The following is a 20,673-nucleotide window of genomic DNA, read 5'->3' as shown; positions in this document are numbered from 1 at the left end:
TGGTGCAGGGCCATCAGTACAGCGGCGGTTGCTCGGCGGCTTCCCGGCGCAGCTGCGCGGCGCGCACCAGCACCGGTGGCGGAATGTTCTCTTCGGGGATGTCGAGCAGGCCGAGGCGATGCAGGAAGGCACCCGGGCCGCGCGAGGAGGTCAGCGCCACCACCGGAACGGCCAGCACCATGCCGATCACCACCGGCGCCATCCAGGCTGCCAGCGACGGCGACACCGCCCACGCCAGCACCCCCATGAACGCACCAAACACACCCAGCCCGCCGTAGCCACGGATCAAGGCCATCCACGAGATGCCACCATCGTCACGCTGCTGTGCGTCCCAGCCGGAATCGCGGCCGGACAGCACTTCGGCCACGCCGCGCGACTGCACGTACATCACCACCGGTGCCATCAGTGCGGCCAGCACGGTCTCCACCAGCATCGACACGAACGCACGGATCGCACCGCCGCAACCGCGGCGGTCGACAGGGTCCAGCAGCATCGCCAGATAGCCCAGCACCTTGGGCAGCAGCAGCACCGCCATGGTGGCGGCGAACAGGCGCACCACCTGCTCCTCGTCCTGGGCCCGCCAGTACACGCTGGGTGACAGGTGCAGCAGGGCATTGAAATCGATGCCTTCCTGGAACAGCGGGATCGCAATGCCGATCAGCATCAGCATCGCCCACATCGGCGCGGTGAAGTAATGGCCGATGCCGATCAGCATGTGGGTGCGGCTGATCCAGTGCAGGCCACGGCTGCCGACCACCTTGCCGTGCTGCAGGTTGCCCTGGCACCAGCGACGGTCGCGCACCAGCAGGTCGGTCAGGGTCGGCGGGCCTTCTTCGTAGCTGCCCCCCAGGTACGGCACCATGTGCGCGGCCCAGCCGCCACGGCGCATCAGCGCCGCTTCGACGAAATCGTGGCTGAGCACGTGGCCGCCGAACGGCTTGCGCCCCGGCAGCGCTGGCAAGCCGGCGTGGTCGGCGAAGGCACGGGTGCGGATGATGGCGTTGTGGCCCCAGTAGTTGCTCTCGGCGCCATGCCACCAGGCCACGCCACGGGCGATCACCGGGCCGTACACGCGACCGCCGAACTGCTGCATGCGTGCGAACAGGGTGCGGCCACCGATCACCGAGGGCAGGGTCTGGATCAGGCCGACATCGGCGTTGTGTTCCATGCCGGCCACCAGGCGCACGATGCTGTCGCCGGTCATCAGGCTGTCGGCGTCCAGGATCAGCATCTGCGGGTAAGCGCCACCGAAGCGGCGCACCCAGTCGGCGATGTTGCCGGCCTTGCGCCCGCTGTTGTCGCCACGGCGGCGGTAGAACAGCCGCGTCTGGCCGTCCGGCACGCGCTCGCGCAGTTCGGCGAATACCTGCTCCTCGGCGCGTGCGATGTCCTCGCGCCGGGTATCGCTGAGCACGAAGAAGTCGAAGCGTTCGAGCTGGCCGGTGGCGGCCACCGACTCGTAGATCGCCTGCAGGCCCGCCAGCAGTCGGCGCGGATCCTCGTTGTAGGTCGGCATCAGCAGCGCGGTGCGGCTGTGCACGGTCGGCAGCGGCTTGTCCGGGTCGATGCCAAGGCGATAGCCACGGTCGAACACGGCGGTCAGGAAGCCGGCCACGGCGCTGGCGAAGGACAGCGCGATCCAGGCGAACAGGCCGACGAACAGCACCAGCAGGCAGGCTTCCAGCACGCTGATGCCATTGGCCGACAGCACCCGCCACATCATGCGGGTGGCGATGGCGGTCATGGCCAGGGTGCCGCCGAAGATGTAGAACCGGCGCAGGCCGATCAGGCGTGGCGAGGTACGGTGCCGACGGACCTTCAGCTTGCCTTCGCGCAGGGTCTGTTCGGGCATCGGCAGCGGAGATTCAGCCGGCAGCAGCGCCCAGCCGGCGTCGAGCCGGGGCGCATCCGCTTCCGCGTGGATGGTTTGACCCCCCATCACCGCTTACTCCCCACGATCGGCATGGCCGGCCGTCCCGGCCGGGCTGCATGCGCGAAGGTTCCCGGCGCGCCTTCCCGGCGCCCGCACTTGTCCTGGCTGTACCGGCCCTTGGCCGCACAGTCGCTGTCTGTCACTACCGGAACCCACACGATCTCCAACGGGGCGGAATCGAAAATGCGGCCCAGTCTAGGGCGCCGGATGTAAGCCGAGTGCGAAGGTCTACGCCGGGATTTATCCCCATTCAGCAAACAGCAGGCGATGGCGGACCGCGCAGCGGAATGTCGCTTCGTGTCACCGGGTACTGGATCGTAACAAACGCGAACGGTTATCATTTCATTAACCAGGCAGGTCGCCGTCTTCCGTACGGCCGAGACCCACCCAGCTGCGCCGGCCCGAACCGTGCGCCCTATGACCCATGGAAGGGGGCCTGCCTGCTTGTCTGCGTGTGCCCGCTGCTTCCATCCGGTCCCCCCTCATTCGATGGAAGCCGTCATGTCCAAGCCGTTCCGCTCCCGTTCCGCGCGCCTGCCGCGCACCCGCCTGGCCAGTGCCCTGGCCACCGCCTGCCTGCTGGCCCTGCCCGGCGTGGCCGCTGCAGAGGCCAGCGCCGATGCCTCCACCAAGGACCTGGATACCGTGGTGGTCACCGCCTCGGGCAACCAGCAATGGATCAAGGATGCGCCGGCCAGCATCAGCGTGATCAGCCGCGAGGACATCGCGCGCCAGCCGGTGCACGACCTGGCCACCCTGCTCAGCCGCGTGCCCGGCGTGACCGGTGGCCTCAGTGCGGTTGGCGAGCAGTCCAAGATCAAGCTGCGCGGCATGCCGTCGAACTACACGCTGGTGCTGGTGGACGGCAAGCGCATGGGCAGCTCGGCCTCGACCAACTACCGGCCGGACCTGGGCCGCCAGGACCTGAACTGGATCTCGCCTGACCAGATCGAGCGCATCGAAGTGGTGCGCGGACCGATGTCGTCGCTGTATGGCTCCGACGCCATGGGCGGCGTGATCAACATCATCACCCGGCGCATCGGTGATGACTGGAGCGGCAGCGCCACCCACAGCTATACCCGCCCGGGCGATGGCAAGCGCGGCGACACCCAGCAGATCGGTGCGACGTTCTCCGGCCCGCTCGGCGAGCGCTTCGGCCTGCGCATCGGTGCCAACAGCATGCGCCGCGATTCGGATCGCTCCAATGGCGGTGTCTACGGCAACGCGTATGCAGGCGAGAAGGACCGCAATGTCGATGCGCTGCTGCAGTGGAAACTGAGCGACGCGCAGGAACTGTCGCTCGAAGCCGGCCATGGCGTGCAGCAGGCCTTCATCGACGCTTCGCTGGAAAAGCAGGATGAAGGCGCCTGGGGTGCCAGCGAACTCAAGCGCAGCTCGCTGGCGCTCAACCACGATGGCAAGTGGAGCTTCGGCAATTCGAAGATCAGTGCGTACTGGACCGAGTACAGGAACGACATCGGTGCTACCGGCCGTTCCGAAGCCACCGATACGATCATCGAGGGCAGCCTGACCACGCCGTTCACCCTCGGCGTTGAACACCAGTTCGCCGTGGGCGGCCAGTGGAAGCGCCAGGAGCTGACCAACACCGACACCATCGGCCGCGCGCCGATCGACTATGCCGGCAATGCCGTCAGCGGCTCCGATCTGGAAGTGGATACCTGGGCCCTGTTCGTCGAAGACGAACTGAAGCTGCACCGCACTCTGGCACTGACCCTGGGCGCGCGCCTGGATCACCATGAGAAGTTCGGTGGCCACGTCAGCCCGCGCGCCTACCTGGTCTGGCATCCGGCCGAGCAATGGACCATCCGCGGTGGCGTTTCCAAGGGCTTCCGCGCCCCCAGCCTGACCGAGAACTCCGCCAGCGCCGCCACCCAGTCCGGTGGCCGTGGCTGCACCTCGCTGATTCCGCTGGGCTATACCCGCGGCGGCTGCTACATGGCCGGCAACCCGGACCTGGACCCGGAAACCAGCACCAACCGCGAGATCGGCATCAGCTTCGACAACGATCTGGTGGATGCAGGCCTGACCTACTTCCACACCGACTTCAGGAACAAGATCGAGTACGCACCGCTGGGCAGGTTCAACGGCATCTGGTGGACGCGGATGAGCAACGTGCAGCGCGCACGCACCAGCGGCATGGAAGGCAACTTCAATGTCCGCTTCGGCGAGCACTGGCGCTGGCGCACCTCGGCGACGTGGATGAAGGAAGCCAGGAACCTGACCACCGGCCGCAACCTGATCGATACCCCTGAATTCTCGGGCTATTCGTCGCTGGACTGGACGCCCGACGCGGTGTTTTCCAGCAGCCTGTCGGCGCAGTACACCGGCAGGCAGGCCGGCACGGCGACGACCTTCCTCAAGGCCTACACGCTGTATGACCTGACTGCGGCCTGGAACGTCAATGAGGTACTGACCCTGCGTGGCGGCGTCAGCAACCTGGCCGACAAGAAGCTGTATGCGGAAGGCTCCACCGATTACTTCGTGGCCGGGCGCAGCTACTTCCTCAGCATGACCGCGCGGTTCTGACCAAGAGCGTCCGCCGCGATCGCGCTGGCGACGGGCCAGCGCGATCGGCGGTGTTGCGGATTACTCGCTTTCCAATGCGGCGGCAGGCGCCGCGCTCTGCGTAGCCGCCGTGCGTGCACGGTCCATCGCCACCGCCAGTTGCTGGCGTGCGAGCAGCTGTTGTGCCTGCACCACTTCAGGTGTCGGCAGGAGCACCGGTCCCGGTGCGTTTTCCGGTGTAGCAGGTGTGGTCATGCAACCTCCATGGACATCCCGCCGCCGTACGGATTCAGCTGGTGCGGCAGCGGAACTGCGCACCCTATCCTAAAAACAAGGCGGGCGGGTGACGGTGCGCGCCCCTGCCGCAGCAGCCGGAACAAGGCCGGCGTCACATTTTTGACGGTGACGCTTGGATCCTGAATAGGACTTGTCCTATCATGAAAACGTTTTCTCACAGGGATGTCTCCCCCAATGAATACCACTGACCTGTCCCAGTTCAGCCCGAAGTGGCAGTTCCGCTTCAACTTCTTCCGCCAGCACGGCGCCCCCAAGAACCCCGGCTTCAAGCAGGCCTGGAAGGCGCTGTCCTTTGGTGACCGCCTGAAGATCAACCTGAACTTCTTCGCGTTGTTCTTCGGTGCCATCTACCTGCTGATTCTTGGCATGTGGCGCAAGGCACTGGTGGTGATCGGCATCAACATCGCGCTGGCCATCATCACCATGTTCCTTCCGGACGTCGTCGGGCGCATGCTGTTCATCGCCATGAACCTGCTGGTCGCCTCCAGCACCAACTACAGCTACTACCTGGAGAAGGTGGAAGGACGTACCAGCTGGAACCCGTTTGAAGGAATGTTCTGAGCCATCAGACCTGCGCAGGATGCGCGGCAAGGATGCAACCGACGCCCGGCCCCCGCCGGGCGTCTTCGTTTCCGGGATCAGGCCGCGCGGCGGGCCATGGCCTCCGGTTCGGCCTGCAGGCGGAAGCGCGAGACCGCCACGGCCAGCTGCTCGGCCTGCTCCTCCATAGCCCGCGCCGCGGCGCTGGCTTCCTCCACCAGCGCGGCATTCTGCTGGGTGGTCTCATCCATCTGCACCACGGTCTGGTTGACCTGCTCGATGCCGGCGGACTGTTCACGCGACGCAGCCGAGATCTCGGCCATGATCTCGTTGACGCGCCCCACCTGGCCGACGATGGCCTGCATGGTACGGCCCGCACCGTGCACCAGCTGCGCACCGGCGCCGACCTGCGCCACGGATGCGTCGATCAGCTCCTTGATCTCCTTCGCTGCGCCCGCCGAGCGTTGCGCCAGCGCGCGCACTTCGCTGGCGACCACCGCGAAGCCGCGGCCCTGCTCACCGGCCCGCGCCGCTTCCACCGCCGCATTCAACGCCAGGATGTTGGTCTGGAAGGCGATGCCGTCGATCACCGAAATGATCTCGGCGATGCGCTGCGAGGAAGCCTCGATCTGCTCCATGGTCTGCACCACCTGGTTGACCACTTCCCCGCCCTCGCTGGCAACGTCAGCGGCGGATCCTGCCAGGGTATTGGCCTGCAGCGCGTGGTCGGCGTTCTGGCGCACGGTGGAGGTCAGCTCCTCCATCGAGGCGGCGGTTTCTTCCAGGTTGGCGGCCTGCTGCTCGGTACGACGCGAGAGATCGCTGTTGCCCGCAGCGATCTCACCCGCCGCCAGGCGGATGCTGGCGGCCGACTGCTGGATCTGGCCGACGATCTGGGTCAACTGCTGCACGGTGCTGTTGGCATCGTCGCGCATCACCGCGAACACGCCATGGAAATCACCGCGCATGCGTGCGCTGAGGTCGCCGGCGGCAATCGCGCGAAGCAGCGTCGAAAGCTCAGCCAGGTTGTGATCGCTGACCTGCATCATGATGTTGAGGGTCTCCACCATGCGGCGGAAATCGTGGTCGAAGCGCTGGGCATCACCGCGTACAGCGAAGTCGCCGGCCGCCGCGGCGGCGGCCAGCTGCTGGATCTGCTCGTTGATCGCGGCCAGGTTGCTCTTGGTGGTGGCCATCGCTGCGGTGAACACCGCCTTCTCGCCCGGCAGCGCTTCCATGTCCACGCTGAGGTCACCCACCGCGTAACGCTGCATCACCTCGACCAGGCGCTGGGTGACCGCATTGCTGGAAGCCACCAGCTGGTTGCTGTCGGCCACCATGCGGCCGTACTCGCCGGGGAAGGCAGTGGCGTCCATGCGGTAGCTCAGCTCGCCAGCATCGTGGCGGCGCGCCATTTCCGCCTGCGCCGCCATCACCGCCTGCAGCTGCCCGCGCATGCCCTGCATCGCGTCCAGCAGGCGGCCCACTTCATCGTTGCTGCGCGCAGGCAAGGTGCTGTCGAGCTTGCCGGCGGCGACGTCACCCGCCACCCGCACCGCTTCGGCCAACGGGCGGATCGCCAGGCGGCGCAGCAGCACATAGACACCGGCACTCAGCGTCAGCGCGGCCACCACGCCCACCAGCAGCGTCAACCACAGCAGCTGGCGCGCCTCGGCCACGATCACCGCGTGCGGCATCACCACGCCCAGCGCGAAGCGCTGCGGGGCATTGCCCACGCGTAGCGGCACGTAGACGCGCACGTTGCCGGCTGCATCGGGCGTGAAGGCTTCGAACCGGCGATCGGCGGCGATGTCGGCCAGCATGCTGCGGGTCAATGCGTCGGTGCGCGGCTTGCCGATCTCGGCGGCATTCGCCGAGGCCAGCACCACGCCGTTGGGCGAAAGCAGCTCGACGCGGCCTGCGCCCATCGGCGTCAGCGTCGCCAGGTGCTTCTGCAGCGCCGCCAGCGAGAAGTCGACGGTGAACACGCCGAGGAAGGTACCGTTTTCGACGATCGGCGAGCTCAACGTGCTCATCAGCACCTGCTGGCCGGCGATGTCGTAGGCATAGGGCTCGCTGACCTTGGGCAGCTTGTCGCGGCTGGGTACCACATACCAGTCGGCCGAGCCGTCGGCGGCTTCGGTGTAGTCGGTCATGGTCGACTGCTGCGGCTTGCCGTCATGCCAGGCCCAGTAGCTCATGTAGCGGCCGCTGGCATCGTGCATCGCGGTATTGGCGAACTCGGCATCCTTGCCATCGAAGGCATCGGCCTCCCACATGGTGCTCTTGCCGAGCCACTCCGGGTGGGTGCGCAGCTGCTCGCCCAGCACGGCAGCCAGGCTGGCGCGATCGGGCACGTCACCCCGCGCACGCTGGGCGAGCACGGCTTCGACCATGGCATCGTTGCTGGCAAACGCCGTGCCCAGGTCGGCGGCGACCTGGCGCGCTTCAGCGTTGGCCTCGCTGGTCATGGTCTGGCGCGAGGCATCGATCAGGCTGGCACTGGCCTGGCGATAGATCAGGAACGCCGTCAGGCCGAAGCACAGCAGCGCGATGACGGCGGTGCCCAGCATCAGCTTGTGGGCGATGCTGCCCGGGCGGCGGGCAGCGGCGGAACGGGAAGAAGGCATGTAGGGGTCCGCAAGGCAGTTCAGGACGACCGGCACCGGGAGGGCACCGCGCAGGCGCGCGATCCGTCGCGCAGGCCACCGGCCGCCGGGACCCGCCCGGCGCAGGAAGCGCACCGGGTTAGCGGCCGCCTGCCAACGAGGTTGAGGCGACCGGCCTACACATTCCTGAATCCACTCAGGGACGGGACAGGGATCCGTCCCCGCGTCCCCTATTCGGCCACCCGATCCTTGATCCACTCCGCGCGTGGCAACACCTCGATGCTGCCTGCGGCGTACTGCTGCAGCACGGCGTCCGGCCCGAAACGCGGCTGCCACCCCAGCTCCCTGCGGATGCGGGCGCTGTCGTAGACGCGGTCGACGCTCAGCGGCAATGGCCAGCCGCGGCGCTCGAACTCGGCCAGCAGCTGCGGTACGCGCCGGGCCAGTACGTTGCGCGGCTGGGTGGCCAGCTCGAGGCAATCCTCGCGACGGAACGGGGTTGCGGCGCAGGCGATGTAGCGGGCGAAGGCCGGCCCCTCATCCAGCAGCAGCGCGGCATGGGCACTGGCCACGTCACGGGCGTCGATCCCACGATGCAACCGGAACATCGCCATCCGTTCCGGCGGTTCCGGGAAGCAGCGCCCCATCCGCAGCACGCGCACCCCGAAGTCCGGTGCGGCGGCAGCTTCAGCCAGGGCCTCGGCCTGCAGCTTGCTGCGGTGGTAGATCGTTCGCGGCAGCGGCTCGGTATCCTCATCGATCCAGCGGCATCCCCCTGCCACCACCGCGTGGCCGTACAGCGCGGTGGTACTGGTCAACACGAACCGCCGTGCGCCTGCCTCGCGCGCCGCCTGCAGCAGGTGCGCAGTCGCGTCCACGTTGATCTGCTGGAACACCGCGTCCGGTACCAGGCCGACGTGTGGCGCATGCAGGGCCGCGGTATGGATGACCGCGTCGACGCCCTGCACCGCGCGCACGACGGCTTGATGATCGGTGACATCGGCAATGATGCGCGTGGTGGCAAACGGACTGCGGTCCAGACCCACCACTTCATGGGCAGCCGCCAGCGCGCCGAAGATCGCGCGCCCGATCCGCCCGGAACTGCCGGTCAACAGAATCTTCATTGAGTCCATTCACTCGAAGCGCCCGGGAACTACCGGGATGCTTCGATTCTAGGCATGCAACGGAACATCTGCGATAGGACGACCGCGCAACTGTGCGTTCATCCTGACGACTTCGGCGGAGCCAGCAGTTGACGCGCGATGGAGAGTGGATCGTCGCCGCCTGCCGCGTGGGGCGCGACACCGGTCCGTTCGCCGTTGCCACCGGTGCGCAGTCTGATCGGTTGCCGGTCCGGAACGCTGATCTGATAGCCATCGGGCAGCAGCACAGGATCATCGAACATATGTGCGGCACCGCCACTGCGGCCGCCGGCGTTGCGCGCACATCCGAGGGCCGGCAGTGAATACGCGACGAATGCGGCCGCCGGGCCGGCTGCGTGATCATCCCGGTGCGCAGGGCGCGTGAAAACCGGGGCGAAGATGGCGACCTGGACTTAGCGTGCGATGGCCAAGCATGGACGCCGTCGTCCACGAAGGCGGCGTCCACACTGCAGGAGATTTCACATGACTGAGCAGAACCCGCGCAGCTCCAACCGGGGCTTCGCCTCGATGGACCAGGACAAACAGCGCGCGATCGCCGCCAAGGGCGGGCGCGCGGCACATGCCTCCGGCAATGCGCACGAATTCAGTCCGGCCGAAGCACGTGTCGCAGGCCGCAAGGGCGGCGAAGCGATCAGCCGCGACCGCCAGCACATGGCCACGATCGGACGCGAAGGTGGACACGCACGCCACGCCAACGCGCGCCAGCAGCAACAACAGCCTCAGGCGATCGAACGCACGGCAGAGGACCCGCAACGCCAGCAGGGCTGAATGCTGCGCGTCAAGCCGATGCACGCTGCCGATGCAGCCCAAGCGCCGCAAGCAGGGCCAGCGCACCCGCCACCGCCATCGCCCAACCGAACCCGCTGGCCATCGCACTGCGGTACCAGGTCAGCACCTGCGGCGTGGCGTGCATCGAGCCCGGGTGCAGGATCAGTTCACGCGCCTGCGCAACAAGCCGCTGCTGCCCTGCGGCCTGTGCGCAGGCGGCGAACTGCTGTACGGCACGCTGGCCCATCAGGCTGCCCATCAGCGCGATGCCAAGGCTCATGCCTGCCTGGCGCAGCGCGTTCATCGTGGCTGACGCGATACCTGCGCGTTCGGCCGGTGCGTTGGCCATGATCGCCATGCCGGTCGCCGGCACCGCCAGCCCCATTCCAATGCCAAGCAGCATCAGCACGGCAGTGGCATGAGCGCGCGAAGTAGCCGGTTCGAACGTGGCCATTGCGCACAGCGCCACACCGGCCAGGACGTAGCCCAGCACCAGCGCGGCATGCAGCCCGAGGCGGGCAACCAGGCGCCCGAACAACAGCGAGACAACACCCATCAACAGGAACTGGGGAGCCAGCTGCGAGCCTGCCAGCGCGGCGCTGTGCCCCTGTGCCTGCTGGAAGAACAGCGACAGGAAGAACAGGCTCGCATAGGCGGTGAAGCCCAGCACGAACGAGGCCAGGTTGAGCATGCGGAAGCGACCGTCGGCAAACAGGTCCAGCGGCAGCAGTGGCCGTGCCACCCGCCGCTCGACGATGCCGAACAGGATCAGCCCCGCAGTTGCGGCGCCCAGCGCCAGAAGCGTCACCGGGGCCAGCAGGCCCTGCTCGCCGATCGCGATCAGGCCATAGCACAGTGCGCCCAGCGCGCCGATGCTGAGCAGCTGCCCGGCCGGATCCAGCGCGGCGTGCTGCGGGTGCCGTCGCTCGGCGATGCCCCAGGCGCCAAGCACAAACGCCAGCAGCCCCAAAGGCAGGTTGATCAGGAAGATGCTGGGCCAGCCGGCCCGCTGCACCAGCGCACCGCCCAGCAACGGGCCAAGCACCAGGGCAAGCGCGCTGAAGGCGGACCAGCCACCGATCACGCGTGCACGCTGGCCCGGATCGGGAAATGCGTGACTCAGGATCGGCATCGCACTGGGAATCAACAGCGCACCTGCCACGCCCTGCACCGCGCGCCCGGCGACCAGGGTCGAAAGGTCCTTGGCGCAGGCGCACAGCAGCGAGCCCATGGTGAAGGTGGCGACGCTCAGCAGCCACATCCGCCGATGACCGTAGCGATCCCCCAACGGACCGGCCGACAGCATCAGCGCCGACAGTGCGATCGCATAGGCGTTGATCACCCATTGCAGGCCCGCCATGTCGGTCTGCAGCGCCTGCTGCAGGGTTGGCAGGGCCACGTTGACGATGCTGATGTCCAGCGAAGCGAGGAATGTACCGAGGTAGGCCGCCAGCACCAGGGCGGGCCGTTGGAGGCGTCTCATGCGTGGATCCGGGGGGAGGATGTGCGCGCATCCTATCGACTGACTGACCGTCGGTCAATGACTGGCGGTCAGTCAGTGCGAAGGGGCAGCTAGAATGGCGTCCGTCACACCCGGATACCGCCCACCATGCAGACCCCAGCTGTCGCCAGGCCTCGCACCAAGCCCGCCGAAACCCGCCAGGAGGAACTGATGGACGCCGCGCAGGCGTTGTTCCTTTCGCAGGGTGTGGACGCCACCACCATCAGCGACATCGTCGCCGCGGCCGACGTGGCCAAGGGCACTTTCTATACCTATTTCGCCTCCCGCACCGAGATCCTGCAGGCGCTGGCGCAGCGCTACACGCGGCAGTTCATGGACGAGGTCGAGCAGGCAGTGCAGCAGCACCCTGCCGGTGATGGCGCAGCGCGCCTGCGCGCCTGGATCCGCGCCAACATCGAGATCTACGCGCGCACCCACGCGTTGCATGACGTGGTGTACGCCAACCATCACCACCACCAGCGGGGCAATGCCGAGCGCAATGCGATCCAGCAGCAGCTGCTGGGCATCCTCGAAGCGGGCAACGCAGCCGGACTGTGGCAGCTGCCTGCTCCACAGGTCACCGCCTCGTTGATCTATGCCGGCGTGCACGGTGCCACCGACGACCTGATCGCCACACCCGCACAGGATGCCGATGCCTTCATCGCCGCTGTGGAAGCGGATTGCCTGCGCATGGTCGGCGTTCCGGCAGCGCCGACGCGCAGCGGCAGACGCCGCTGACGCAACGCTTCCCGCTCAGGTGTGGGCGAGAATGTTCAACAGCCGCCCGAACGGGTCGCGGACGAAGAAACGACGCACTCCCCAAGGCTCGTCGGCAGGGCCATACTCCAGCGGGATGCCGGCCGCGTGCATGCGCTCCAGCACCTGCTGCAGGTCGTCCACTTCGATCGACAGATCGGGCACCGCGGTGCCGGAACCCCCTTCGCTGGCAAAGCTCACCTGCGCCAGCGCACTGCCCTGCCCGCCATGGGTGACGATCCAGCCATGATCCATCACCACCGGCATGCCCAGCAGCCCGCCATAGAACGCTGCGGCACGCGCCGGGTCGGGCGTGGCGATGTTGGCGACAATGCGTTTGACGGCCATGTGCAGCGGCTCCGGTGCGACTTCCCATCCTCGCCGCTGCGTGCATGGCCCGCAAGCGGGCTCAGGCCAGATGCCGGCATCGCCATCTGAGGGGATCGCTGGAACAGAAGAGCCCCGTCGATGACGGGGCTCCGTGTACGGTTCAAACGGCGCGACTCACACGCCCATGCACAGATCGACCACGCAGGTGTTGTACGCCTGCTGGCATTCACCGGCATCGGTGCCACTGGCCAGGCACATCTGATAGGCCCGCCAGCACGGCTGGTCGCAGGGCTCGACCGGCCCTGCCACTGCCACCGAACCGGTACACGCCAACGCGAATACCGCCACTGCGATCACCTTCCTGACAACACGCATCGCCATCACTCCTTGATAAGCCTGGTGAGCCCAGGCCGGCCCACGTTAGCGAGGACACGGGGAGACGAAGTGAAGCCCACTGTCACGCACACTTAACCTGTTCACAATTTTCCTTTCACATGCATGGGGGATGTCGCCACGGATTGGCGTTAACGGCCTTGTTGCCCGTCCACCAAGGAAGTTGCCCGATGAATCACCCGCTGCACGGCCGTTCGTCCCGCTCCCGCTCCCGCTCCCCGCTGCACAGCCGCCTCGCGCTGGCCGTGTCCAGCTCTCTGTTGCTTGCCGCTGCCGCGCCCGCCATGGCCGGCGAGGCGCTGGACGCATGGCAGCAACAGCGCCAGCTGCAGGCGGCGTGGGCACAGCCCGCCGTCAGCGCGCCTGCAGCATCGACGGCCGCCACGCCCGCGGCAACCGGCACCGCCCTGCTCGGCAATCCGGGCGATGCCGCCAGCTGGCGCAGCGATGAATTCAACGCCGACTGGGGCCTGGGTGCCATGGGGGCCGACCACGCGTATGCCCGCGGCCTGACCGGCAGGGGCGTGCGCCTGGCGCTGTTCGACACCGGCTCGGCACTGGCTCACCCCGAATTCGCCGGCCGCAACACCTCCAGCATCACCATCGGCCCGAACTGTGCGTCACCGGGAACCGTCGGCGGTACCGGCGCGTGCAGCCAGACACAGGGTGATCAACCGGGTATCAACTACTACACGCTCGGCGCGGGCGTGCCTGCTTCCCTGCAGGCCAACATCATTGCCGCAGGCCGTGAATGGGGTTTCCGCTATGCCGATCACGGCACGCATGTCCTCGGAACCATTGGCGCCAACCGCAATGGCACGGGGATGCACGGCGTCGCCTTCGGTGCCGATCTGACGACCGCCCGTGTATTTGGTGACACTTACTACGAATGGAGGCGCCAGGCGAGCGGAGGCTACCTGCCTGAAGCCGTGGAACGGACGGATCCCGATGGTGCCGCAAGGCTGGACATGTACGCGCAGCTGCAGGCACAAGGCGTGCGTGCCATCAATCACAGCTGGGGCATCTCCACCCGGAACATGACCGTGGCCGCACTGGATGCCCAGTACGCACGCATCGGTGCCGGCTACGACGTATACGGAAGCATCTACAAGGACAGTGCGAACGCCCCCGCTTCGCAGTTGATCCAGGTCTGGTCGGCAGGCAATGGCAGCGGCGCCGTCGCCGGTATCACCGCGGCCCTGCCGCGCTGGAAGCCGGAGATCGAGCCCTACTGGCTGGCCGTCGCCAACGTTCGCCAGCCCAATACAGCCAATGGTGAAACCGACTACGTGATCAACGCAGGCTCGAGCATCTGTGGCGCTGCTGCCAACTGGTGCATTTCCGCACCCGGCACGGCAATCCTCAGCACCATCGTTTCCGGTGACATCCAGGGACGGCTGGAGAAGACCGCAGACTACGTCCGTCTTCTCATCGACAGCCAGAATCCCACGTACGACTACGGCCTGAAGACCGGCACGTCCATGGCCGCCCCCCATATCACCGGCGCACTCGGCCTGTTGATGGAGCGCTTCCCCTACCTGGACAACGCCCAGGTGCGCGACGTCCTGCTGACCACCGCGCGCGACCTCGGTGCGGCAGGCGTCGATCCGATCTACGGCTGGGGCATGGTTGACCTGCGCAGGGCCATCGAGGGCTATGGCTCGCTGCGCGTGGATACCAACGTGGTGATGAACCAGAGGGCCGGCGGCCTGAAGGTGTGGGAAGGCGATGCCTGGGACGACTGGACCAATGACATCGGCGGCCCCGGCACGCTGACCAAATCCGGCATCGGTTGGCTGCGCCTGAGCGGCGACAACAGCTTCAACGGCGCGGTGCTGCGCGAGGGCACGCTGGAGTTGAACGGCAGCAACACCCTCACCTCGGCGGTCGATGTGCAAGGCGGCCGGTTCCTGCTCAACGGCAGCCTGGTCTCCACCGCACTCACCACCACCGGTGGCGTCAGCACGGTCAGCGCCAGCGGCGTTCTGAAGGACGGGAACCTGACCGTCAATGGCGGCGTGGTGTCCTTCAATGGCATGCAGACCGGCGGCACCACCACGGTCGGTAGCAACGGCCTGCTGAAGGGTATCGGCACGTTGGGCAGCACCCGAGTGGACGGCACCATCGCGCCCGGCAATTCGATCGGCGCGCTGACCATCAACGGCGACTACGTGCAGGGCGCGACCGGCGTCTACGCCGCCGAACTCGCGCCTGGCGGGCGCAGCGACCAGCTGCACGTGACCGGTACTGCCACCCTCGGCGGCACGCTGGTCGCGTTGCCGGAACCAGGCATCTACTATCTCGGCGAGCAGTTCAACTTCATCCGCGCCGACGGTGGCATCAACGGCCAGTTCGCGAAAACCGACTTCAGCGCGTTCTCGCCGTTCCTGCAGTTCAGCCTCGCCTACGGGGCCAATGGCACCCGCATCGACGTGGCACGCGGTGCCTCGCTGGCCAGCGCCGCCACCACCCCGAACCAGCGCGCGGTGGCCGCCGCGGCGGACCTGCTGGCAATCAACCAGGGCCTGCCCAAGCCGCTGACCCAGCTGTTCCCGCAGCAGGTCGGCGGCGTGCTCGACGGCCTCAGCGGCGAACTGCACGCAGCCACGCCGCTCGCACTGGTGGAAGGCAGCCGCTACGTTCGCGATGCCGCGCTGTCCCGCCGTGCAGGTGCAGTCGCGCCGGGCGCCGATGCGGGCGACGCCACCGGCGCCTGGGTGCAGGCTCTGGGCGGCAACAGCAGGCTGGACGGCAACAGCAACACCGCCCGCACCGAAGCCAACAGCAACGGCCTGCTGGCCGGTATCGACCACGAGTTCTCTGGCTGGCAGGTCGGCGTGCTGGCTGGCACCGGCCGCACCGACGTCAAGCAGCAGGCGCTTCGTGCCAAGTCGAAGATCGACAACACCCACTTCGGTGCATATGCCAGTCACAACTGGGGCGGCCTCGGCCTGCGTGGCGGCGTCGCCTGGAGCAAGCACAAGGTGAAGAGCACCCGCGATGTCGACTTCGCAGGGTTCAGCGACAGCCTGAGCGCCCGCTACAACGCGCATACCCGCCAGGCCTTCATCGAAGCCGGCTACCGCTTTGGTGGCCCAGAGGCCGGGCTGGAACCCTACCTGCAGGTCGCGCGCGTAGAGGTGGACCTCAAGCCGATCAACGAGCGCGGTGGTGCAGCCGCCCTGCACGGCAAGGTGGATGACACCGGCACCACGATCGCCACCGCGGGCCTGCGCTTCGACAAGGGCCTGAAGGCATCGTTCCAGCAGGACAGCTGGCTGCACCTGCGTGGTGGCGTGGGCTATCGCCGTGCCTCGGGTGACCGCAGCCAGCTGGCCGACCTCGCATTCGCCAACAGCAGCACCACCTTCGTGGTCGAAGGCGCCCCGATTGCCGACAGCGCCGTGGTGGCCGAGCTGGGGCTGTCGGCTTGGCTGACCCCGCGCCAGCAGCTGGAGCTGGGTTACAGCGGCCAGTACGGCAGTGAAAGCCGCGACCACAGCGCCAACATGCGCTGGTCGGTTCGCTTCTAGACGCGTGTTCTCTTGACGGTTTGGGGCGGCCTCAGGGCCGCCCCTTTTTTATCCACGCCCCAGGGCCATGCGCGATACCTCAGGATCATCGCGTCCTGGATCCATCCGTGGAGCGTTACGCGTGGATGAAGATCGACTGGAGCCGGGTCGCCCAGCCATTGCACCCGGTGGAGTTGAATGCCTCGAGCCGGACATTCTTCCCCGATGTCAGCGCTGCCAACGCCGCCGCGTAGGCTTCCTTGGCTCCCGGCCGGGACATGTCGATTGCAAAGGTATCGGTATTGCAGAAAGCCGTACTCGAAACTTGCACGTACACAATTCCCGCCGGGCCGTCCATGTACGGCCGCAGCGACAGAATCGTCATCTGATCGCTGGTTGGCTCCGCCTTCAGTGGTGCAGACAGGCACAAGGCCAACGTCAAGGCCAACCCCGCTCCCAACCTCCTGCGGAAGCCCGGCGTCGCGTCACTCATCATCATGTAGTTCCCCTGTGGATTCAGACATCAGGCCTCAGGCATCGTCACGGCCCTCAGCTGCATTGCCCCGGAGGTGCAGCCGTCGACACGCAATCCGACACGCAGCTTGTTCTGCCAGGCGATGAGCAGCATCGAGACCATCTCCCTCTGCATTGGATGATCATTGAGGAGAATGAAGCGATTGCCACCCCCACAATCCGAGCCCGCTGGAAGCACACCTTGCGTCACCAGGTAGAACCCTTCCCCGCCCCAGCCAGTTGCGACGGATACGATCCGATGGCCTTCCAGATTGTAAGGCTCAGCATTTGCCGTTGAGGCCAGGCCAGTTCCCAGCACTGCCACCACCGCCAGCAGGACCTTGCCGCCGATGGCGCCACGCGGGCGCGATACAGCACGTACTCCATCCATGTTCTTCCTTCCCCTGTCATGAACAACCGGTTGACGGTGCACTGCGCCCCGTGCGGTCCGCTACGCTCAGCCCAGCAGCAGCTGGTACAGCAGGGGCACGATGTCACCCTGCGGACGCTGGACATGCGAGACATCGGACACCGGCGTGCAGCTCCCCGTGGCGCCACAGGCAAGCACGCGATACGCATAGCTGGTGGCAGGGCGTGCGGCAGACGTCCAGTTCGCGGCGTTGCCTTCGTAGACCGTGGTCCAGGTCACCCCGTCCACGCTTTCCTCGACGACGTAGCGGACGGCAGAGGCCACAGGCGACCACCCAACGAAGTCCTTCGCGGCCGGCGAACGCCGCATCGGCACCGCTGCCTTGGCGACCAGGCTTCCGCCCAGGGTGATGTAATCGGTCCGTTTGTCCTCGCGCTCGCTCGCCTGGTAGCGGAGGACGCCGGCGTGGTCGTACATCGAGGTGATCCGTCCGAACGATGAATCTGTCTGTGTGCGGCGACCGTGAGCGTCGTAACGGTAGCTCTCGGAACCTGCCGCCGCACGCAGCCGGTTGCCGAAGTCGAAGGCGAACGGCTGCCCGTTCTTCGCCCGCAGATTGCCCTGCGCATCGTAGGCCAGGCCGACCACGGTTGACCCTCCGCAACCGTTGACCTTGACGTTGGTCAAGCGCCATGCGTTGTCATAGCAGTAGTGATGGTCACGGTCGAGAATCGTCACCCGCGTGAGGTTGTCCAACGCGTCATAGCTGTAGCTCGCCGAGCCGAACATGGGCGAGGAAGCCGAAACGAGCCGATCCAGCGCGTCATAGCCCAGATTGCGGTTGCCACGCTGGTTGCGGCCCGTGGCACCGTCAGTAATTGCCATCACATTGCCGACCGCATCGTAGTCGTAGCCGTCGCTGAGGATCCGGGTTGCGCCAAGCGTGTCCTGGCTTTCATCCGGCAACTGGCGCGCGTTCTGCACCATCGAGTGGACAATGCCGTTGCCATAGGTGAACTGACGAATCGCCCCGTTGGGGTAATAGACCACGCCAGCGGCGTAGGAGCCCGCCTGCCCGGCCTGTCCCAGCGCGTTGGGCGCATACGCGACCACGTTGCCGGAGGGATAGCGATGCGCGGACAGGTTGCCCAGTGCGTCGTAGGCATACCCCATCGCCAGCGCTTCGCCATCGATGGGGCTCTGCACCTCACCGATGAGCAGCCCGCGACGGTTGTACGCATAGCTGTTATGCGTCTCCACCCCGGCGTTCAACGTGGTGACCTGCTTGACCAGGCCATCGGGCCAGTAGCTCCAGCGCTGGTTGCCATTGCCGTCGGGGAACTGCAGTGATGCGAGCCGGTTGCGTCCGTCATAGGAACGCACCACTCGGCGCCCGCTTGCCGCGGCACTGTCCTGGTTGCAGTTGCCTGCATCGGACAGGTCCAACCCCTGCGCGCTTCCCACCGGGTTCGATGCGGCGTCGTAGTCAATTACGGTGGCGCCGGTTTCCGGTTCGATCGTCTTGCACAACCGCTGCGCCGCATCGTAGACATAGCGCCGGGTCGACGTCACCGAGCCATTGCTGGCCCTGCGGGTGATCGACGTCGGCTTGCCGAAGACGTCCCGCAGGATATCCAGCACGGCTCCCTCTGCCAGTTCGATACGTACCGGCCAGTCAAGCTTCGCGGCATCTGCACCGGTGTAGGTCACGACGGTCGGGATACCCCTGGCATTGGTCGTGCGCACGCGCCGCCCCGGCAGGTACTCGGTTGTGCTGACCAGCGCGCCAATCTCGGAATCCTGGCTGACCTGGACCACCCGCCCAAGTGCGTCGTACGTCGTACGGACGCCAGTTCCGGCGTCCTGGACCGTACCGACCCCCGCGACAGGATAGGACTGGAAGGTGACCCGCCCCTCCGTGTCATAGGCGGTCACCGAGGCCCGCTGCGTGCCGGCTTCATTGCCCGCGTCGTACTCGCGCACCAGCAATGGGCGCCACAGCGCATCGTAGTAGGTGACCTTGCGCGCATTGCCGGTGCTGACCGTCTGCCGCCAGTGACCGGCAGGAATGCCGTACTCGGCGCCGCCCACCTGGGCAAACTGTGTCGTGGTGGACGCCCAGTCCACCGTATCGCCGTCGGGGTAGTCGACCAGCGACATGCGCCCCATCGCGTCGTAGTCGTAACGCGTGGTGTTGCCCCGGCCATCGGTGATCCAGCGTATCCAGCCATTGTCATCCACGCCGGCAGACTGGGTCGAACCATCCGCATACTGGATGTTCCCGGGGATGCCGCGCTTCCAGCCGGACAGGCTCACCGTATTGCCACGCCCGTCCACCACGGCGCGAACGGTACCGTCGCTGTTGTAGTGAATGGTCTGCTGGAGCTGGCCGAAGGCATGGATCCGCTGGGGCTTCGCGGTGGCCGGGTCATAATCCACCTGGGACTCGGTCCGGCCCGTGTCCTGGTTGACCGACGTCCGGACCTGGCCAAGCACCCACTTCGACAGATCATCGTGATAGGTGATGACGTTGGTCTTGCTGTAGGACTGCGCCCCCGCACTTCCCACAACCGTGCCCAGCAACATCATCGCGGAAAGTGCATTGACTCGACGCATAGTCAGTGGGCCTGTTCGCAATGGATGGCGATGGGACAACCAGGATCAGGCAACGGAAAGACCGGCGAAGCGCACATCACAGCAAACCGCGCACACGCACAAAACCGGACGCGACTGCATCCGGTTGGCGATTGACGTTGATGCTGGACGAAGCCCCCTTCGTCATGCCGCGCCTGTTCCCTGGACTCGGCCAAGTATAACCATGGAAACGGGGCCGGACGCCCGGTCCTTCGCAGCCCTGCCGGGCTGCGAAGGTTCCCGGGCCATGACGCGCCTCCGGGGCTCGACGGCCGCGATCGGCCGCCCGGCGCGGGACGTCAGGCAGCCTTCATGGCGTGCTTGCGTGCCCGCATGACGTTGTGGCACTCCTGCACATCCGGCAGCAGCTGGGTCACTTCCTGGCGCACCGCGGGCGGCAGATCGTTGTCCTGCAGCACATCCTTGAACGCGCCCAGCAGGCGGTCTTCGGATTCTTCCAGTTCGGCCACGTAGCCGTAGTTGGTATCACCAAACGCGGCGCGCACCTTGCCGTAGAACTGCTGCATCGAACCGACCATGGTGCCGTGCTCGGCCGGCTTGCCGCCGCTGGCGGCGACCGAACCACTCAGCGCCGCGACGATCCGCGCCTTCACCCCGGCGATACGGGTGAACAGTGCCGACAGTTCGGCATCCTTTACCTTCGTTGCGGCTTCCTCATAGAAGGACTTGCCATCACGCGCGATCTCGATCAGGTCGTTGAGGCGATGTTCGATGGTGGACTGGGTGCTCATGGCGTCGCTCCTGTGTGCTCGAAAGTCAGTGGAGAATGGCAGCGCGTCGGCACTGCCTTCGACCTCACTATCATCG

At 66.6% G+C, this 20,673-nt stretch carries 16 protein-coding genes and 1 pseudogene; 5 read left to right on the top strand and 12 right to left on the bottom strand.

Annotated features, from left to right (window positions below; translation table 11 throughout):
- Window positions 1–13: 13 nt before the first annotated feature.
- The gene (gene mdoH / locus AC5P5S_RS06640) at window positions 14–1,939 is read right to left on the bottom strand and encodes a glucans biosynthesis glucosyltransferase MdoH (protein WP_005414555.1); all 1,926 of its coding nucleotides are present in this window, start codon (window positions 1,937–1,939) and stop codon (window positions 14–16) included.
- A 495-nt stretch (window positions 1,940–2,434) separates the two neighbouring features.
- On the opposite strand from mdoH, the gene AC5P5S_RS06635 reads away from it, so the two are divergent.
- A complete protein-coding gene (locus tag AC5P5S_RS06635; RefSeq protein ID WP_062605587.1) occupies window positions 2,435–4,480 on the top strand; it encodes a TonB-dependent receptor domain-containing protein in 2,046 nt (681 codons plus the stop codon).
- A gap of 60 nt (window positions 4,481–4,540) precedes the next feature.
- Here the strand turns inward: AC5P5S_RS06635 and AC5P5S_RS06630 are convergent, their stop codons facing one another.
- On the bottom strand, window positions 4,541–4,714 hold the full coding sequence (locus AC5P5S_RS06630) for a hypothetical protein (RefSeq protein WP_005411154.1): 174 nt from the start codon (window positions 4,712–4,714) through the stop codon (window positions 4,541–4,543).
- A gap of 216 nt (window positions 4,715–4,930) precedes the next feature.
- On the opposite strand from AC5P5S_RS06630, the gene AC5P5S_RS06625 reads away from it, so the two are divergent.
- Complete coding sequence (locus tag AC5P5S_RS06625) at window positions 4,931–5,317, top strand: DUF2628 domain-containing protein (protein ID WP_024957921.1); 387 nt, start codon at window positions 4,931–4,933, stop codon at window positions 5,315–5,317.
- Window positions 5,318–5,394: 77 nt separating this feature from the next.
- Here the strand turns inward: AC5P5S_RS06625 and AC5P5S_RS06620 are convergent, their stop codons facing one another.
- The 3 genes and pseudogenes from AC5P5S_RS06620 to AC5P5S_RS06610 all read right to left on the bottom strand — a co-directional run.
- On the bottom strand, window positions 5,395–7,926 hold the full coding sequence (locus AC5P5S_RS06620; protein ID WP_043034588.1) for a methyl-accepting chemotaxis protein: 2,532 nt from the start codon (window positions 7,924–7,926) through the stop codon (window positions 5,395–5,397).
- 209 nt (window positions 7,927–8,135) lie between these two features.
- Window positions 8,136–9,029: an NAD-dependent epimerase/dehydratase family protein gene (locus tag AC5P5S_RS06615; RefSeq protein WP_005414561.1), complete on the bottom strand. Its 894-nt coding sequence runs from the start codon at window positions 9,027–9,029 to the stop codon at window positions 8,136–8,138.
- Window positions 9,030–9,127: 98 nt separating this feature from the next.
- Window positions 9,128–9,409, bottom strand: a pseudogene (locus AC5P5S_RS06610) (S41 family peptidase); the annotation flags it as partial.
- Window positions 9,410–9,530: 121 nt separating this feature from the next.
- Here AC5P5S_RS06610 and AC5P5S_RS06605 point away from each other — a divergent pair.
- The gene (locus AC5P5S_RS06605) at window positions 9,531–9,836 is read left to right on the top strand and encodes a KGG domain-containing protein (RefSeq protein ID WP_024957919.1); all 306 of its coding nucleotides are present in this window, start codon (window positions 9,531–9,533) and stop codon (window positions 9,834–9,836) included.
- Window positions 9,837–9,846: 10 nt separating this feature from the next.
- On the opposite strand, the gene AC5P5S_RS06600 is transcribed toward AC5P5S_RS06605, so the two are convergent.
- The gene (locus tag AC5P5S_RS06600; protein WP_062605583.1) at window positions 9,847–11,319 is read right to left on the bottom strand and encodes an MFS transporter; all 1,473 of its coding nucleotides are present in this window, start codon (window positions 11,317–11,319) and stop codon (window positions 9,847–9,849) included.
- 126 nt (window positions 11,320–11,445) lie between these two features.
- Here AC5P5S_RS06600 and AC5P5S_RS06595 point away from each other — a divergent pair, with 126 nt between their 5' ends.
- A complete protein-coding gene (locus tag AC5P5S_RS06595) occupies window positions 11,446–12,075 on the top strand; it encodes a TetR/AcrR family transcriptional regulator (RefSeq protein ID WP_005414565.1) in 630 nt (209 codons plus the stop codon).
- A gap of 15 nt (window positions 12,076–12,090) precedes the next feature.
- Here AC5P5S_RS06595 and AC5P5S_RS06590 read toward each other — a convergent pair whose 3' ends face one another.
- Both AC5P5S_RS06590 and AC5P5S_RS06585 read right to left on the bottom strand, forming a co-directional pair.
- On the bottom strand, window positions 12,091–12,441 hold the full coding sequence (locus AC5P5S_RS06590) for a VOC family protein (protein WP_005411161.1): 351 nt from the start codon (window positions 12,439–12,441) through the stop codon (window positions 12,091–12,093).
- Between the two features lie 156 nt (window positions 12,442–12,597).
- Entirely contained in the window at window positions 12,598–12,798 is a 201-nt protein-coding gene (locus AC5P5S_RS06585) for a hypothetical protein (protein WP_005411162.1), read from the bottom strand.
- Between the two features lie 188 nt (window positions 12,799–12,986).
- Here AC5P5S_RS06585 and AC5P5S_RS06580 point away from each other — a divergent pair, with 188 nt between their 5' ends.
- Window positions 12,987–16,349, top strand: coding sequence for an autotransporter domain-containing protein (locus tag AC5P5S_RS06580; protein ID WP_062605581.1), 3,363 nt, complete (start codon window positions 12,987–12,989; stop codon window positions 16,347–16,349).
- A 115-nt stretch (window positions 16,350–16,464) separates the two neighbouring features.
- On the opposite strand, the gene AC5P5S_RS06575 is transcribed toward AC5P5S_RS06580, so the two are convergent.
- From AC5P5S_RS06575 to AC5P5S_RS06560, 4 genes are all read right to left on the bottom strand, one after another.
- The gene (locus tag AC5P5S_RS06575) at window positions 16,465–16,827 is read right to left on the bottom strand and encodes a hypothetical protein (RefSeq protein WP_062605580.1); all 363 of its coding nucleotides are present in this window, start codon (window positions 16,825–16,827) and stop codon (window positions 16,465–16,467) included.
- A 24-nt stretch (window positions 16,828–16,851) separates the two neighbouring features.
- Window positions 16,852–17,232: a hypothetical protein gene (locus AC5P5S_RS06570; RefSeq protein ID WP_062605579.1), complete on the bottom strand. Its 381-nt coding sequence runs from the start codon at window positions 17,230–17,232 to the stop codon at window positions 16,852–16,854.
- A gap of 66 nt (window positions 17,233–17,298) precedes the next feature.
- Entirely contained in the window at window positions 17,299–19,827 is a 2,529-nt protein-coding gene (locus AC5P5S_RS06565; RefSeq protein ID WP_062605576.1) for an RHS repeat domain-containing protein, read from the bottom strand.
- A 317-nt stretch (window positions 19,828–20,144) separates the two neighbouring features.
- Window positions 20,145–20,597 carry a PA2169 family four-helix-bundle protein gene (locus tag AC5P5S_RS06560; RefSeq protein WP_005411167.1) on the bottom strand — a complete coding sequence of 151 codons (453 nt, stop codon included), beginning with the start codon at window positions 20,595–20,597 and terminating at the stop codon, window positions 20,145–20,147.
- Window positions 20,598–20,673: the final 76 nt, after the last annotated feature.

It is taken from the genome of Stenotrophomonas sp. YJH_SMC_54 (assembly GCF_059368435.1).
The sequence above is the reverse complement of the archived record's forward strand: the minus strand, read 5'-3'. Positions and strand labels throughout refer to the sequence as shown.

Coding starts and splice junctions, on each gene's coding strand:
- AC5P5S_RS06565 (WP_062605576.1), bottom strand. CDS start 19,827: ATGCGTCGAGTCAATGCACTTTCCGCGATGATGTTGCTGGGCACGGTT.
- AC5P5S_RS06590 (WP_005411161.1), bottom strand. CDS start 12,441: ATGGCCGTCAAACGCATTGTCGCCAACATCGCCACGCCCGACCCGGCG.
- AC5P5S_RS06560 (WP_005411167.1), bottom strand. CDS start 20,597: ATGAGCACCCAGTCCACCATCGAACATCGCCTCAACGACCTGATCGAG.
- AC5P5S_RS06570 (WP_062605579.1), bottom strand. CDS start 17,232: ATGGATGGAGTACGTGCTGTATCGCGCCCGCGTGGCGCCATCGGCGGC.
- AC5P5S_RS06635 (WP_062605587.1), top strand. CDS start 2,435: ATGTCCAAGCCGTTCCGCTCCCGTTCCGCGCGCCTGCCGCGCACCCGC.
- AC5P5S_RS06615 (WP_005414561.1), bottom strand. CDS start 9,029: ATGAAGATTCTGTTGACCGGCAGTTCCGGGCGGATCGGGCGCGCGATC.
- AC5P5S_RS06575 (WP_062605580.1), bottom strand. CDS start 16,827: ATGATGATGAGTGACGCGACGCCGGGCTTCCGCAGGAGGTTGGGAGCG.
- AC5P5S_RS06600 (WP_062605583.1), bottom strand. CDS start 11,319: ATGAGACGCCTCCAACGGCCCGCCCTGGTGCTGGCGGCCTACCTCGGT.
- AC5P5S_RS06605 (WP_024957919.1), top strand. CDS start 9,531: ATGACTGAGCAGAACCCGCGCAGCTCCAACCGGGGCTTCGCCTCGATG.
- AC5P5S_RS06630 (WP_005411154.1), bottom strand. CDS start 4,714: ATGACCACACCTGCTACACCGGAAAACGCACCGGGACCGGTGCTCCTG.
- AC5P5S_RS06580 (WP_062605581.1), top strand. CDS start 12,987: ATGAATCACCCGCTGCACGGCCGTTCGTCCCGCTCCCGCTCCCGCTCC.
- AC5P5S_RS06595 (WP_005414565.1), top strand. CDS start 11,446: ATGCAGACCCCAGCTGTCGCCAGGCCTCGCACCAAGCCCGCCGAAACC.
- AC5P5S_RS06585 (WP_005411162.1), bottom strand. CDS start 12,798: ATGCGTGTTGTCAGGAAGGTGATCGCAGTGGCGGTATTCGCGTTGGCG.
- AC5P5S_RS06620 (WP_043034588.1), bottom strand. CDS start 7,926: ATGCCTTCTTCCCGTTCCGCCGCTGCCCGCCGCCCGGGCAGCATCGCC.
- AC5P5S_RS06625 (WP_024957921.1), top strand. CDS start 4,931: ATGAATACCACTGACCTGTCCCAGTTCAGCCCGAAGTGGCAGTTCCGC.
- mdoH (WP_005414555.1), bottom strand. CDS start 1,939: ATGGGGGGTCAAACCATCCACGCGGAAGCGGATGCGCCCCGGCTCGAC.